General features: G+C 45.2%; 15 protein-coding genes. 5 read left to right on the top strand and 10 right to left on the bottom strand.

Going from position 1 to position 13,426, the window contains the following annotated elements; genetic code table 11:
- Window positions 1-95: 95 nt before the first annotated feature.
- A complete protein-coding gene (locus V7Q41_RS03455; protein WP_333842824.1) occupies window positions 96-1,007 on the bottom strand; it encodes a hypothetical protein in 912 nt (303 codons plus the stop codon).
- A gap of 111 nt (window positions 1,008-1,118) precedes the next feature.
- Window positions 1,119-1,706, bottom strand: coding sequence for a hypothetical protein (locus V7Q41_RS03450; RefSeq protein ID WP_333842822.1), 588 nt, complete (start codon window positions 1,704-1,706; stop codon window positions 1,119-1,121).
- Between the two features lie 136 nt (window positions 1,707-1,842).
- On the opposite strand from V7Q41_RS03450, the gene V7Q41_RS03445 reads away from it, so the two are divergent.
- The 4 genes from V7Q41_RS03445 to V7Q41_RS03430 all read left to right on the top strand — a co-directional run bounded on the left by V7Q41_RS03445 (window position 1,843) and on the right by V7Q41_RS03430 (window position 5,234).
- Complete coding sequence (locus V7Q41_RS03445) at window positions 1,843-2,283, top strand: DUF6641 family protein (protein ID WP_333842820.1); 441 nt, start codon at window positions 1,843-1,845, stop codon at window positions 2,281-2,283.
- Between the two features lie 42 nt (window positions 2,284-2,325).
- Complete coding sequence (locus V7Q41_RS03440; protein WP_333842818.1) at window positions 2,326-2,844, top strand: hypothetical protein; 519 nt, start codon at window positions 2,326-2,328, stop codon at window positions 2,842-2,844.
- A gap of 521 nt (window positions 2,845-3,365) precedes the next feature.
- On the top strand, window positions 3,366-4,694 hold the full coding sequence (locus V7Q41_RS03435) for a tyrosine-type recombinase/integrase (protein ID WP_333842815.1): 1,329 nt from the start codon (window positions 3,366-3,368) through the stop codon (window positions 4,692-4,694).
- Between the two features lie 60 nt (window positions 4,695-4,754).
- On the top strand, window positions 4,755-5,234 hold the full coding sequence (locus tag V7Q41_RS03430) for a hypothetical protein (protein WP_333842813.1): 480 nt from the start codon (window positions 4,755-4,757) through the stop codon (window positions 5,232-5,234).
- Here the strand turns inward: V7Q41_RS03430 and V7Q41_RS03425 are convergent.
- The 4 genes from V7Q41_RS03425 to V7Q41_RS03410 all read right to left on the bottom strand — a co-directional run bounded on the left by V7Q41_RS03425 (window position 5,227) and on the right by V7Q41_RS03410 (window position 7,833).
- Entirely contained in the window at window positions 5,227-5,712 is a 486-nt protein-coding gene (locus V7Q41_RS03425; RefSeq protein WP_333842811.1) for a hypothetical protein, read from the bottom strand. The two genes, V7Q41_RS03430 and V7Q41_RS03425, sit on opposite strands and share 8 nt — an antisense overlap.
- Before the next feature lie 11 nt (window positions 5,713-5,723).
- Window positions 5,724-6,215 carry a hypothetical protein gene (locus tag V7Q41_RS03420; protein ID WP_333842808.1) on the bottom strand — a complete coding sequence of 164 codons (492 nt, stop codon included), beginning with the start codon at window positions 6,213-6,215 and terminating at the stop codon, window positions 5,724-5,726.
- Between the two features lie 12 nt (window positions 6,216-6,227).
- Complete coding sequence (locus V7Q41_RS03415; protein WP_333842806.1) at window positions 6,228-6,716, bottom strand: hypothetical protein; 489 nt, start codon at window positions 6,714-6,716, stop codon at window positions 6,228-6,230.
- Window positions 6,717-6,810: 94 nt separating this feature from the next.
- Window positions 6,811-7,833: a hypothetical protein gene (locus tag V7Q41_RS03410; RefSeq protein ID WP_333842803.1), complete on the bottom strand. Its 1,023-nt coding sequence runs from the start codon at window positions 7,831-7,833 to the stop codon at window positions 6,811-6,813.
- 136 nt (window positions 7,834-7,969) lie between these two features.
- On the opposite strand from V7Q41_RS03410, the gene V7Q41_RS03405 reads away from it, so the two are divergent.
- Window positions 7,970-8,917 carry a hypothetical protein gene (locus V7Q41_RS03405; RefSeq protein ID WP_333842800.1) on the top strand — a complete coding sequence of 316 codons (948 nt, stop codon included), beginning with the start codon at window positions 7,970-7,972 and terminating at the stop codon, window positions 8,915-8,917.
- A gap of 848 nt (window positions 8,918-9,765) precedes the next feature.
- Here V7Q41_RS03405 and V7Q41_RS03400 read toward each other — a convergent pair.
- The 4 genes from V7Q41_RS03400 to V7Q41_RS03385 form a co-directional block, all read right to left on the bottom strand.
- Complete coding sequence (locus V7Q41_RS03400; protein ID WP_333842798.1) at window positions 9,766-10,254, bottom strand: DUF6641 family protein; 489 nt, start codon at window positions 10,252-10,254, stop codon at window positions 9,766-9,768.
- Window positions 10,255-10,371: 117 nt separating this feature from the next.
- Window positions 10,372-11,499 (bottom strand): hypothetical protein, encoded by a 1,128-nt coding sequence (locus tag V7Q41_RS03395; protein ID WP_333842796.1) that lies wholly within the window; start codon window positions 11,497-11,499, stop codon window positions 10,372-10,374.
- A 925-nt stretch (window positions 11,500-12,424) separates the two neighbouring features.
- Window positions 12,425-12,826 carry a CopM family metallochaperone gene (gene copM, locus V7Q41_RS03390; RefSeq protein WP_333842793.1) on the bottom strand — a complete coding sequence of 134 codons (402 nt, stop codon included), beginning with the start codon at window positions 12,824-12,826 and terminating at the stop codon, window positions 12,425-12,427.
- A gap of 158 nt (window positions 12,827-12,984) precedes the next feature.
- Complete coding sequence (locus tag V7Q41_RS03385) at window positions 12,985-13,365, bottom strand: hypothetical protein (protein WP_333842790.1); 381 nt, start codon at window positions 13,363-13,365, stop codon at window positions 12,985-12,987.
- Window positions 13,366-13,426: the final 61 nt, after the last annotated feature.

The raw sequence follows: 13,426 nt of genomic DNA, 5'->3' as shown, positions 1-13,426 counted from the left end.
GAGCTTACAAACAATTTGGAAATTCAGTTGCAGTGCCTGTTATGAAAACAGTCGCAGCTGCAATGCTTCCTCATATTTTGAAAATTAAAAAATCATCACCCAAACTTAGGTAATTCGTCGTTGGTGCAGAAATATTTCATATCGCTAACAAATCGTTCTATAGGACGATAAAATTTACTGTTAAACGCTATTGTTTGAGTTGTTCTCATTGCTTGTGCTTCAAATTCCACATCATCTAATGTGGATTGAGGCATATAAATTGCAGCAGTTTCAGATTGCAAAAGTGTTTGAGTTCTGTGCGAATTAAATTCACCTGCATCAACAAAAAAGCCAAATCCAACTTTATGTCCAACAATATCTTGTAATCCCCTCAGCAATCTTTCTCTTGCGTGATAACTTTTAACCTCAACACCTAATTGATTTCTCTGCTTAACTTTTGAATAAATCTTAAAGTCAGCATTTGAATCTTTACCTGTCTTTTGAAACTGCGTTTCATCCATTCCTGCATTTAACATTGCTTTCTGCAATAAATGTTCATTTAGTGCACCTGCTATTGACTGCAACCCATTGCCACTACTTGATAAAAATTCAGTAAATTCAAGTTGCAAAAAATCCATCAGTTTTGGTATTGATATGCTTACATTTCCGTTCGTTATGTTTTCATCTAAACTTGTTACTAGATAATTTTCAAGTATTGGTTTGGCAATAGCATTAACAATATCCCTTGCCACCTTATTTGCAGGATTAAGATTAGTTTCACTTATTGCTTCAGCTAATTTCAATTCAACTAAGTTCACTATTGTTACTGCTGATGGATAAAAACCTGAAATTTTTTCAAGTTTTTTTGGATTTTCCTCAATGTATTCTCTTAGGTATTTCTTTCTTGTATTAAATGCAACTTTTGGAAATCTATAGTTATCTAATAGTTCTTCTAACCATATTGTTTCAGTTGCGTTAACTTCTTTAAGAATTTCTTCAATTGCAGTGAAATACTTTATCTTGCTCATTGGTGCTCACTTTACGTTAGTGCATTCCAATTCATTCTATCTTTATATTTGGCAAAAGCAATAGTATTGAAGTGCTTCAAACCCCACTGCCACCTTACTAAATTTTCCAATTCACGCAGTTAGCAAACGACTTTCTGTGCAGATGCTTTGTTGTATGAATGGGGGGATGGTGCTACTAACAATGTCCAATGCGTCATTGTCTGTGTATCCCACTTCTTTTGTTATGTAACCCAACCAACCAATGCCACTTGTAACGTGCTTAACGCACAGCTGCTTGTTGGCAAAGTCGCAGCGTTGAAATGCTGCTTGTGTGTAGTGTGCTATGTTGCCTAAATGTGTAGTTGGTATGTTGCCTATTGCCAAATGCAAGTGAGTTAGTTTGTGGGTGTTTCTGCCCTCTACTACTGTAATTACAAGTGGCTTTGCCCAATCTTGTTTGTTTTTGTGTTTTGCTTTGTTGCCGTAAAGTTCATTTGTAAGTTGTGCTGTAAAAAATCTAATAGTGCTGCGTAACTTGTCCTCGTCCAAATACTCCCTAAATTCGTAGTATTCGTCACCATAATTTTCAAATCTTCGCACTCGTATAAGTGCTGTTTGTTTGAGTGTTAGCGTAACTGCACATTGCACGTAATTTGAGTAAGGTGCTATGTGTTTTCTGTAAGCTAACTGTAGTTTTTGTCCGTTTGTTAGTTGCTGCATAAGTTTATTTATGCAGAACCAAAGCTAATCAAATAAAACCAAAGCCTATTTGGGTGAAATTAGTTCTATTTTGGTTGTCCTTTTTGGTTGCTGAAACTACAGTTAATGCACTCGTTCAACAATTAAGGAGTAGAAAATGAGTGCATTAAATGGTTTGAAATTGGTAGCAGTTAAACGTCCTCAAACTGCTAGTCCAATTGTGCAGCGTCGTAACAAACTTTCCAATCAATTGTGGGAACAAATTGAATTGGCACGTGCTAGTGCAGAGGGTAAAACATTTGCACCAATTCGTTTGCGTAATGTTAAAGACAAGCTAACAGGTGAACGCAAAACAATTGAAGCAGCAAAGCGTATCAAACAATGGTGGTTTGTTGCTGAAAGTGGCAAAGTCTGTTTGCAAGTTCGTTATGGCACACGTGTTTTGGAATTGGCAAAAGGAAAAAACAGTATTGAAGTTGGAAGTGGCAATGAATTGCTTGCTGTTTTGGAAACAGTTAAGAAGTGTGTTGAGAATGGTGAAATGGACACACAAATTGAAGCTGCAAGTGCTGCTGTTAGAGAACGCTTTTCACACTAACTGCTAGTGCACTCCCACATAAATACTTGTGGGGGTGCAACTATGCGTATAAATGAAATAGCAAGTGCAGAAGAACAACTTGCATTATGGAAATTGATAAGTGACAACACTTGGACAGCTGTTAGCCAACAAGCTGAAGCTGAAAGACGACAACGTGCAGAAAAAGCTGCACAAGCAAAACTTAAACCAAAAATTGGGGGTAAACGTGGGGGGCGTAAAAGTTTGCCCCCACCCCCACACATTACGCCCCCACCCCAACCTAAAAAACAACCACCCCCACACGCTAAAACTGAAGTGGGCAACCAACCCACACAGCAAATGGGTGGGGGTATGAAGCAACAACAAGCAAATGCTGACAACCCACAACAGCCTAATGCACTACCCACACAGCAAAAAGCTGTGGGTATGGCACAGCAACAACCAAATGCAACCAACCCACACGCAGCACAAGCACAGCAGCCACACGCTACACAGCAACCATTAACTCCACAACAAATGCGTCTACAGCGTCAAAATGTGGGTTATTTGGCGAAAAACAGTGCTGCTACAAAAAGAGTGTGAATGGGGACGACAGACTATGCACAAATGGTTAGTAGACTGTTTGTATGTTTGGTATACATTGCACTGAAATGGGTTTGCAGCCCACAAAAAAATGGGCTGCGGATTTTTAGCACATAGCTGAAACTTTTGGGGTGGTGATTTTTAACCTATACCCCCCCCACTTGCAAATATTTGTGGGTGTGGTAAAGTAAAAACGTGCTAAAAATTCTGTGTTTTTTGTGTAACACGTTCTGTGCTACGTATCACAAAATCACGTTGCAACCCGCATAAACATTGGGCTTTTGACGGACGTGTGTTCTGTTAATCCGTAGGTCCCTGGTTCGAGCCCAGGTCGAGGAGCCAAAACCCCTTTAAAAACAACGACTTACCTCGTTGTTTTTATTTAAAGTATCAATTACACGGTTATTACACGAATATTAAATCTGCCGCTGGTTGATTTTTCTTAAAAGTCGTTGTAAAGTGCTGACATGCGTGTACCAGCCTCACAAACTGTCATAGTCAAGCCTGAATTGATTAGGCTTGTGCGTCGTGACGACAGTAAAAAATGGCAAGCTCACTACAAGCTGGAGAATCTCAAAACTTGGTTCCGTCGCAGCACGGATACAGCCAACGTGAAGGAAGCCGCACGCATTGCTGAGCGCATGTGGATGAAGGCAACTTTTGACTTTGAAGAAGGTCGTCCAGTCACAAGCAGAAAGTTCAAGCCAGTGGCTGAAATCGTCCTGCATCGCTTGGAGGCTGAAATTGCCGCTAGAACCGCCAAACCCAGCGCCCGTGACTACGTGTCAGCTATTAAGTTGTACCTAATCCCCTTCTACGGCCTTTACAACGTGGATGGCATCAAGCCAGCTGTGATTTCGGAATTCCATGTATGGCGGCGTGACAAGGTGGGACGTGAGCTCTCAGGCAGCGCCCAGAACAATCACAACGCTGCCCTGAACCTGATTTTTGATGAAGCCATCGAGCGTGGCTATATGACTGCGTATGAGCGCCCTCTTACCAAGAACACTGGTGTTGAGAGTGACCGCCGCGCGGAGTTCAGTCATGAAGAGTTGGAAGCCATGATGAAGTATGCGGCCAAGTTCATCTTGGATGGCCGCACTGCACGCACAAAAATAATCAGAGAGCTACTGGCCATCTATGTACCCTTCATGGCCGCTACTGGAATGCGCCCAGGCACTGAGGCCGAGTACTTGGAGTGGCGGCACATTGATGTGGAAGTACGCGATGGGCAGCCCATCCTTCATTTCCGTCTACAGCGCGGCAAACGGGGTGCGCGTAACTTTGTTGCCCACAACAGCTGTTGGCTGCTGCTAGAGCGCCTACGTCAGCTTAGCCCGGACTTAGCGGGCATGACGCTGGAAGAAGTTTTAAAGAAAAAGATCCCCAAGCTGCTGTTCCGTTTGTCCGACGGCTCTGTGCCCGACAACTGGAACAAACCTTTCCGTCAGTGGCTCGAGGACTCCGAACTGCTCAATTGCCCTGTTACGGGCAAGGAGCGCAGCTTGTACAGCCTGCGCCACTACTACGCTACCCAGCGCTTGCTTGAAGGCATCCCAATTCACGATTTGGCTGAGCAGATGGGAACGTCAGTGTTGATGATCACCAAGCACTACAGCCACTTAACGCCTTTGATGAAGGCTAAACAGTTTGCTGGTGTTGTGGATGAGACTGCCAGCACCGAAGCCGCTCAGATCAAAGCCATCATGAGTGCGCAGATGGCTAACAACAACATCATGAATTTGGTGCAAATGGGCACGGGTCTTGTCATGCCCTTGATTGCACAGAACTCTGAACTGACCGATGACTTTGAGAATCGCCTCAAAGCTCAACGCAAGCAGTCCACCTGATCCCCTGAAATGAATTACCAGCCACAACCTAACCTCACGACTGAATAATCAAAGCCCATCATGTCTGCCCTACTCAATCAGCACTTCGAACGCTACGCAGAAGAAGCCATCACCAAGATGAAGGCAGCTTTGATTGCGGTCGATTACTACGAGCGGATCAGGGTCAGGCTTGTGAGAAAAGAAGACTTGAGCGGCGAGTTAGCCATCATTGCCAAAGTTGGACCTGCTGGCACCATGACTGTAGTCAAGGAAGCCATAGCTGACTACAAAGGCCGAGTTGCTGGCGCTTGGGCTTTAAACCAGCGCCTGCAAGACATCGGCAAACACAAGGTTAGTTTGATTGTTAATGAACGTGAACATCTACCCAGGGCAGATGTCTCCTACCAATTTAAAAGCAAGGCCGGCACCGTGAAAGTTCACATCACCACTGCAGGCGAGACTTTTAGATTGGAGATCAATGCAGGCAAGAATCCCATGGCCGCGCAAATGGCCTGCATTGAACTCGAGAAGCAACTGACATTTATTGCTCTTACTAGCTAAACCCACCCTGCTGCCTAGTAACGATGGGCTTGTTCTTGTGATGTGAGAAGTCATATGCCTTGTCCAAAAATTCACACGCTATGTCCATATCGTAGTTTTCGATATCCATAATTTGCACACTTTTGTTCAATGCCAAGTACTCCCCAAAACACTTGGGTCGAGAGTTCTTGGGTAAATCGTCATAGCGCGGAAAAACAAATCGCCACTCGAGTCCATTCATGTCGTGGTTTAAGTGAAAGCAAGATGCCAGCGTCATAGGCGAAAGTCTCATGGATATGTAGATATCAAAAGTTTGACTTTCCTCATCAAGTGACTGCCACATGTCCTCTAGTTGAACAGCTTCAATGATGTACCTTGTGCGAGTTGCCATGTCCAACTTGTACAGGGATGCTTCAATCGTTTCATCGTAATCAATGAAAGATGCGATCTCATCCAAGCTCATGTCGAACAACCGTTTGAAAAGTTGTGCCTGTTCCATATTGCTCACCTTCAAGCCGTATGACGTCTAATCACTTGAAATTTATACATCTCATGCAAGGCGCGCTGAAATGTGTATTCGAGATCGTTAGATCCCATCTGCTCTAGCGCACCGTAGACACTGATGTCATCACTTGGTGTGTAGCCTTTAAATCCAGTGCTGTTTTCATAGGCCTCGTCCAAATCACCTAAGGCTTGGTCCAGGACGTTTTCAGCATGATCTCTGGCTGACTGAAACGAATTGATGGCGTCTTGGATATTTGTCACATCCTTGCGCCAAGTCTCAAGTGTTGACTGTGTGACTTCGATTGAGCACAGGGCATCTTCCTTGAGCACAGCAAATGTGGCAATCTTGGTATCAGCTGGTATGGCCATCAAATATTCAGAAGGTCCCGGGTAATGCAACAAATTTTTAGCTATTTCACAAACAGTCTCTTCATTGCTGCCACCTGCATGGGTCATAGGTGAATCAGCACGACGTGGAATAACTAGGTATTTAGACATGGTCATTTCCTTTCAAACGTGATGATGTTCAAAGGATTCGACTGAATAAATTTCCTCCACCTTGGTTGAAACTTCGTAGGCAGATTCCACCTCAAAGTATTCAAACGCACGATCTAGAGCTTTTATACTCAAACTGGTCAAATCTTTGAAATTACTGCTGGCTTCAATTGCATTGTTGTACGCAATCATTGTTTGGTAAATACCACCGGACGCCTCACCAATAGCGTCATCCACCATGTAAGCTTTTTCAACCATCGCCTGAATTTCATTGACCCAAAGTTCGGCAGTCTCATCAGTAATCTCTACTGAGAACTTAGCTAATTCCTTAAGTGACTCAAAAGAAACTTTTGGATTTTCAATTGAAAAAGCAATGTAGTAATTGGGAGGCATGCGATCTTGCGAAACAACATTAGCTATCTCACTTGCCATCTCCTCCCTGCTGCCCGGCTCATTTACTTGTCCACTATCGGGTTGATTCCTAAAAACCAAGTATTTCGTCATTTTGATTTCTCCTGTTTGATCGGTATTCCTATGAATAAATGATCAGTCAAGGCCCAGCCGTTACTCTGCGCCCTGACCAGATCAAGGGCTGGTTTTAAAGAGGCGCGTCGTCACTGGTGTCCATATCAATGACTTCTACTTGCTTGTGTTTCAGGGGAATTGCCAACTGAACCTGCATTTCCTTGCGCAGGCTTTCAGGCTGAGATTTGTCCATGGAGATCTGCTTTTTGAGATTACGAACACCGTGCTCCAGCACTGTCAAATCGTTTGGCAGCGTCTTACCAATGAACTTGACTAGGTTGTCCTCGTAAGCTTTTCCAAGTTCATTGGCAGAGACCATCTTGAACTTGCTGCCACCCACATGCACGGCTACGAACACGCAAAAAGATGATTCTTCCGTTTTGCCTTCTTTTTCTTCAGCGTAAACGCAAACGTCGCCATCAAAATCAAAGTCCAATTTGGATGCCTTTCCTACCAACTCGTAATACTCGCGAATCAGCGACGTTCTTTCCTTGTTGTTCTTATCACCCGTGCCTTTAGCCAGTGCGGCAGATTCAACGTCCTGAATCTGGCTCACACCACCGCGGCGAGCGATGTACGCGGGCAGATCGGCGGCGATAAGGTTCTCCTTTTGCGCCACAGTCAAAACTTTCAAATAACGGCTCGCTGTAACCTTGTCTGAGCGAACCATGTACTTGACCATCGTATTGATGGCAGGTGTATTGGACTTGAGCGTGATGCTGTGGTTATCTTTTAAATCCTTGCGGATTTCAGTCAAGATCTTTTCCTTGAAACTACTGTTTTCAATGCGCATGGAGAAGTCATAGATCGAAGCCAGGAGTTCATACAGCGCGTTGTGGCCACGCTGGACGATTTCCACTTCATAGCGTTCACCGAGCTTGAACAGCTCAGCTCCTTCAGTGAGGAATTTTTGAACCTCAGGGTTGTTACTCAAGACATCCGTGCCTGCCGCGCTGGCAGTGCGAACCTTCGCAGGCTTGGCAAAGGCACTTAGATCAAAAGTATTCAGGTCAACACCCTCGTATTCCTCTACGGCGGTAGGGTTTATTGGGGGCAGTTGCACCCCAACTTTGATGGCTCCATTGGTTAATTGCATGGCTATTTCCTTTAGGGTTATGCAGCCGATCGCTGCTGGAACCAAGGCTAAGGGGCTTCGGTGATACAGATTCACCCTAGACAGAATCTGTATCATTTTTTATATTGACAAGCCCATAACTAGCTGGGAGATCAACGTGGACACGCCTAACCATGCCCTACGCAGCAACGATTTGCTGGCATCTAGTCTTCACTTTTGGTGGGTCGCATTTCTTCGTAGTAGCAAAGATTTTTGGTGGATTTGTCAGCAAAATGGCAAGTGCCATGATGAACGTTTGATCAAGATTTGGGAGGACTTTGGGGATCTCTACCAATACAACTCATTCCCAGAGTGGTGGGTCAAAAAGGGGACCAAGTTATTTGACTCGCCACAAATTGAAATAGAACTGGTCAAAGCCTTAACAGCAGGTCTTCAACTGCTGCTAAAGAATGATCTAAAAATCCCAATGCCCGGAATGGTTTGCTTAGCAATTCCAACGCACCTTGATCCCAAAACAATTAGCGATGCAATATTCAAGCTGTTCACAAATGCGAGGTTGCGTGGCGAGCATTACGATCAAGATGCCAAATATCAAACAATAAAGTCGGGCAACAAAAAAGCCTACAAGAGCATCAAGCCTGCTTACCTGTCTAATGCGCTCAAGGTCTGCGTTGATTACAGCGCCGAAGCAGATCCAATCAACCGATGGGGCACCTATCAGGTGAGTAAATTTTTGGAACTTTGCCCACAGCACCATCCAAAAGCTGGTGACTCCATTATCAAGACCAAGTCAAAGCAAAAAGCCATGCGTACAAAATCAAGCCAAGCATGTTCAATGGCTGCCAAGTTGATCGCCAATGTTGAGATTGGTCGATTCCCCAGTTGCAAAGATGTGCCAATGCAAGCCAGATGGACACGACATCAAGAGGCTGATCTTAAAAATGCAGTCTCTTGTGGGCAGTGGCAAAAATCTAGTTGGTTTGAATCAGAGCATTCATTCATGTTGCCTGAGCATCTGGTCGGTGACACCAGCTTTGAAGGTCTCAAGCAGTCGAGGTGCTTGGACTTATTGACTGACATGAGAAGCGTGAGCCACGCCGGATGAGCCTTTTGTAAATCTTGCCAGCTTGACTATCAGGGTAACAAGAACCATTTGCGCTATGCCTGTCATCCCCATGATCAAGAAATTTAAAAACACTATATTTCTCGTCATAAATCCACGGTTTCGAGTCGTTAGAAGGGTTTTTGTGCCGAATAGGTTTGCCCTGCACCCTGAGCCTGCTGCTGCATGCCATGCAAATCAGCCTGGCTAAAACTACTTGAATGGGTAGGCCTGAGCACAGGCTGTGAGTTGGGTAATGGTGAAGGCCTGCTGGGGGCCACCGTTCTTTGCTGTGGGGGTACAGGACTTTTAGCTGGGGGTGGCTTGGGGGTTGGTGATTTTGGCTTTGGGGCTGGGGGTGGTTTAGGTATGGCCTTCTTGGGCTTGAACTTTTTCGGATTGGGGTTAGCTGCGGCCTGTGCTTTTTGGGCTGCAACTTGCTTGGCCTGTGCCGTAACCGCTGACCATACGTTGTCAGATATCAGCCTCCAAAGTGCTAGCTGATCCTCAGGGTTGGCGATTTCCATAAATCTCATCTTTGGTCTCCTTTTCCTACATTTATTTATCCGCTGCCATAAATAAATGCATGCGAATATTCGAGCTCGAGAAACCAAAAACACCAGAGCAATTAAGACTGGACCAACTACGCGTCACCAGCAAACGCGCAAGTGATGCGTTAAAAACTGAACGTGAAAGACAAAAGGCACAACGTGCACAGCAAGCCCTACAAAAGCTGCGTAAGCCAACCAAGCCCAAGACAGCTAATGTCAAACCTATCAGGCCAATCAAAGCCGTTTAGCCAAAAGAAAACCAGCAAGTTATTCACCTGCTGGCTCTGAACTCGCATTGGACTAAGACTTAGCTGGCAACTTCAATGTTGGGCGACTACTGGTGGCAGAGTCTTTGGCAAAGTCAGCTTTGACCTGGCTCATCACTGCATCAATACGTTTGTCCAATTCCCCTGAATCAACAGCAGTGCGAATGACTTGTAGCGAGGTGATCACATCGGCAATGCTGTCAGTCTCGATGGCATTTTTCCCCTCGACTATTTCCAGTGTGCGTGCACCATAGCGAACGGTGATGCACAGCTTGCCCTTTTCATCTGTCCACCACCAAGGCTTTAACTTCTTAGGCACTTCAACCTTACGGTTCTGTCCTGTTACCTCATCCTTGACAGTACGAACTCTTACTGGGGAAAACTCAGCGCCCGACTGCTGGGCCTTGGCTAACTGGATTTGCTCAGCTAACTTGGTGCTGAGCTTTTGACGCCTTGCGTGCTGTGGGCTATTACCCTTTTCACGCTTGGCCTGAACTAATTTCAACGCGTTTAAACCTGACATAACTACTCCTTGTGTGTGTTGCAGGAATAGCTAATTTATTGTCAGACCATGGCGTTGAGCAACCGAAAAGACTGGTAACCCGACTACTTGGCGGGGCTCAAACTATTGGTTGACAGATCAATCAACAGACAGGTTTGCATAGTGCTCTCGAGCACGAATTGTCTCTTGACGTATGCGCTCTTTATGTGCAGCCTCATCCATTTTTAAATCCAAATAACGAGGCTCATAACGCTCCAACTGCTTGTGACTCAAGCGCCAATAAGGGTTTTTGGTTTGATCTTGCATGGTCATTTCTATCTCATGGCGCAAGTCCACGCTTAGCTTGTGCTTGAAGAAGATAGCGTCATGCACGCGGGCAATTGGCTCGCGGCCATGTTGGGCAGCTACTTCACAAACAATGTCCATTACCTCGGTTTCATCGTGCTGATAAAGGTAAGCAAGGATCTTGGACTTGCTGGGTCTGCCACTGGGCGTTTGAAGAAAAGATTTGCTGAGCAAGTCCCTACGTGTAGCCTTAACTAATTCATACAGGTGCGTATCAAGAATGCTCTGCTCGTTGATGTAGGCCTGTACTGTGGGGTCAGCAAGGAACCGTTCCCTATCAGCACCGTTTTTGATGATGTCAACCAGTGCAGGATTCGTCCAGCCGCCAGATTCATTCTGCCAACCTGTGGTGTTTTGACGAGCACCAAAGCTGATGGCTGTAAACGCTTGCTTGAGTAATTTAGGCTGAAGGTCTTTGTGTACAGGGCTGGTATCTCCAAATGTGAAGTACTGCACTGTGCCCATGAAGTCCGCTTTGTCTTCCAGAAAATTCAGCGTGGCGCTGAAAACCTTACGCAAATCCTCGCCCTGCTCTCGGGCATCTATGTATTGCTTAGCCCAGCCCATCTTCCAAGCCACAACGCTTGAGCGGATGTCATATTCAAAGCAATTACCCAGCACTGCTCGGCGTAGTTCTTTGTTGATGTTTTGAACGCTGGTGCCCTCGTAGTACATGCGACCAAATAGGCTGGGCTTTTTGCGCTGCACATAGTAGCCATGCATCACACTGGATATGGCCAAAATAATTCGCGCTTGGCGCAGGGCTTGATCTTTCTTTTCTTGGCTGATTTTCTCGGACTCGGTTGTGAGCCAGATGATGTAGCTTTTGACGCTTTCCTTGTCAACAGGTACAAGGTCAAAAAGCTCTTCGATCTCTTCTGATTTGATCCGTTGCTTGAACTCGGGAAACAACAAGTTCAAGACTTGGTAGTTGCCAAAGTCATCGCCGCATAGGTGCTGGTCAATTTCACTGTCGCTTTTGCCTGAACGCAATATCTTGTCCTCTACTGCCAGCGTGTCCACCATGGTGACCAGCTTGGTCAATTTGCACTGGCTCACACTTCCAGTTAAGTTTGAGCCGGTGATCACCGACTCGACCAAGTTGAAATTGTTATTCCTGAGCCATGCATGCACACGCAGCTTATTTGGTCCAATCTGGCCACCTTGATTTGCCAGTTGTTGAAGCGAGATGGCGAATAAATCCAACTTGCGCTGCAGGGGGGTTGCAGCAAAATGCAGGCTTTTGAACAGCATGGTCTCAAGCACGCTGATGTATTTAGCCAGTGCTCTGTGCGCTGAATTGGCAGGCTTGGGAAACGCCTTTTGCAGCGCTTCGTAGACCTGTGCATCAACGGTGATTTTGATCATCTGCAACTCCATGTAGTCAGGACTTGGAAATCCTGGAATTCACACGTATTTAGCTGGAATATACAGATTATCGAAAAAAAGAAAAAGTCACACGCTTATAGTAGTAATCATTCAATTAAGTCATAAGCACATATGCCCAAATGACCCATAAATGGGTCACTTGGATCGATTGATGCCAAATCAAGCAAGTCCTTGTTTGTCTGGCATTGGTTCCGAAATGATCAGGCAGCAATTTCGATAAGTACTTGATGCACACCTACCAAGCATCAGTTCGGGCACAAGTTCGAGGCCGCAGCCAAGTGATTAAGACGGAAGTTAGAGCCCTGAACGCGCAGGACGCGCGTTGGTTGCTATGGGCTCATTACGGATTTCACAGCATTCAAGCTGGCCCAAGCCTAATCAATTCTCGCTAGGCAGCATGATCAGCAAGTTATTTCTTTCCAATTTTTTGGAAATATTCACAAAGCTGGAGTCTTTTTTATTTTGATTCTTTCAATAACTGTCTCATTTCGACAATTTCTTTTTTCTGCATTGTGATTATTTCTTGAGCAAGTTTACGGATCTTTGGATTTTTGCCATGTTGTAAAACCACTTCTGCCATATCGATAGCTCCCTGATGATGGGGAATCATGGCCGCAAGAAAATCTTTATCAGCATCGCCTGTGAATTTTATGTCCATGCTTTTGTGCATGTTGTCATTGATCTGCTGATATTTTTTTGTGGATGTCGTCGCCGTTTCCGTGCTTGATACTGAGGAACTGTGTCCTGCGTGCGAACCATGCCCAGCATGCGAATCGGTTGCTTTGGTTTGTGCTGCGACTCCGAAGCAGAAAAATGCCGTTGAAGCAATCAAGATTATTTTGTGTGAAGTGTTTTTCATTTCGATATGTCCTAAGATTTTTTTGTTAATGTTTAATTTTGAATGAGATTAACTAAACATGAAAAAGATTACAGATATTTTCGAAAAATACCCGCGATACGAAAACATTAAAGTTGTTTAAGTTTCAATACAAAGATCATAATTAAGGTCAAATTTTTTTATTTAATCGTAAATCGCACGGTCATGCTCTTGCCGCCGACGTTGCTCAGCGCAGCGACAAGCTTGTCACCTTTGCCCAGCTTAACGCCCATGACGCGCAGTGTGTTGTCTCCTGCTTCTTTGATCTCTCCTTCAAACTTGTTGGTGCCTTGCAAGACGGTGAGCTTACCGGTGATGCCTTTGGAGGCCATCGGTTTGTCATGGTCCATCAGGTAAATCGTGGCGCCATCGGCCTGAGCGACCAACTCAAAGCTCAGGTCATTGACCTGCTGCACGATGCCGCCATGCAGGGGCTTTGCATCGCCGTGGGCCATGACTGGACTCATACTCAGGCAAGAAATGGCCAAACTAGCCACTGAAATCAAATGCTTCATCTTCATATCTCTTAACTCCTTAAATGGCGTGGTGCGCTTGAAGGCGGCACCACCAAACCTGTGATCA

The sequence above is a fragment of the Limnohabitans sp. genome (assembly GCF_036804465.1).
In the GTDB taxonomy this organism is placed as follows: Bacteria; Pseudomonadota; Gammaproteobacteria; order Burkholderiales; family Burkholderiaceae_C; genus Limnohabitans.
This window is presented reverse-complemented; position numbering and strand designations above follow the sequence as displayed.

What these genes read in the sequence shown, in the direction of transcription:
- V7Q41_RS03455 (WP_333842824.1), bottom strand. Translation starts at nt 1,007, where the DNA reads ATGAGCAAGATAAAGTATTTCACTGCAATTGAAGAAATTCTTAAAGAA.
- V7Q41_RS03450 (WP_333842822.1), bottom strand. Translation starts at nt 1,706, where the DNA reads ATGCAGCAACTAACAAACGGACAAAAACTACAGTTAGCTTACAGAAAA.
- V7Q41_RS03445 (WP_333842820.1), top strand. Translation starts at nt 1,843, where the DNA reads ATGAGTGCATTAAATGGTTTGAAATTGGTAGCAGTTAAACGTCCTCAA.
- V7Q41_RS03440 (WP_333842818.1), top strand. Translation starts at nt 2,326, where the DNA reads ATGCGTATAAATGAAATAGCAAGTGCAGAAGAACAACTTGCATTATGG.
- V7Q41_RS03430 (WP_333842813.1), top strand. Translation starts at nt 4,755, where the DNA reads ATGTCTGCCCTACTCAATCAGCACTTCGAACGCTACGCAGAAGAAGCC.
- V7Q41_RS03425 (WP_333842811.1), bottom strand. Translation starts at nt 5,712, where the DNA reads ATGGAACAGGCACAACTTTTCAAACGGTTGTTCGACATGAGCTTGGAT.
- V7Q41_RS03420 (WP_333842808.1), bottom strand. Translation starts at nt 6,215, where the DNA reads ATGTCTAAATACCTAGTTATTCCACGTCGTGCTGATTCACCTATGACC.
- V7Q41_RS03415 (WP_333842806.1), bottom strand. Translation starts at nt 6,716, where the DNA reads ATGACGAAATACTTGGTTTTTAGGAATCAACCCGATAGTGGACAAGTA.
- V7Q41_RS03410 (WP_333842803.1), bottom strand. Translation starts at nt 7,833, where the DNA reads ATGCAATTAACCAATGGAGCCATCAAAGTTGGGGTGCAACTGCCCCCA.
- V7Q41_RS03400 (WP_333842798.1), bottom strand. Translation starts at nt 10,254, where the DNA reads ATGTCAGGTTTAAACGCGTTGAAATTAGTTCAGGCCAAGCGTGAAAAG.
- copM (WP_333842793.1), bottom strand. Translation starts at nt 12,826, where the DNA reads ATGAAAAACACTTCACACAAAATAATCTTGATTGCTTCAACGGCATTT.
- V7Q41_RS03385 (WP_333842790.1), bottom strand. Translation starts at nt 13,365, where the DNA reads ATGAAGATGAAGCATTTGATTTCAGTGGCTAGTTTGGCCATTTCTTGC.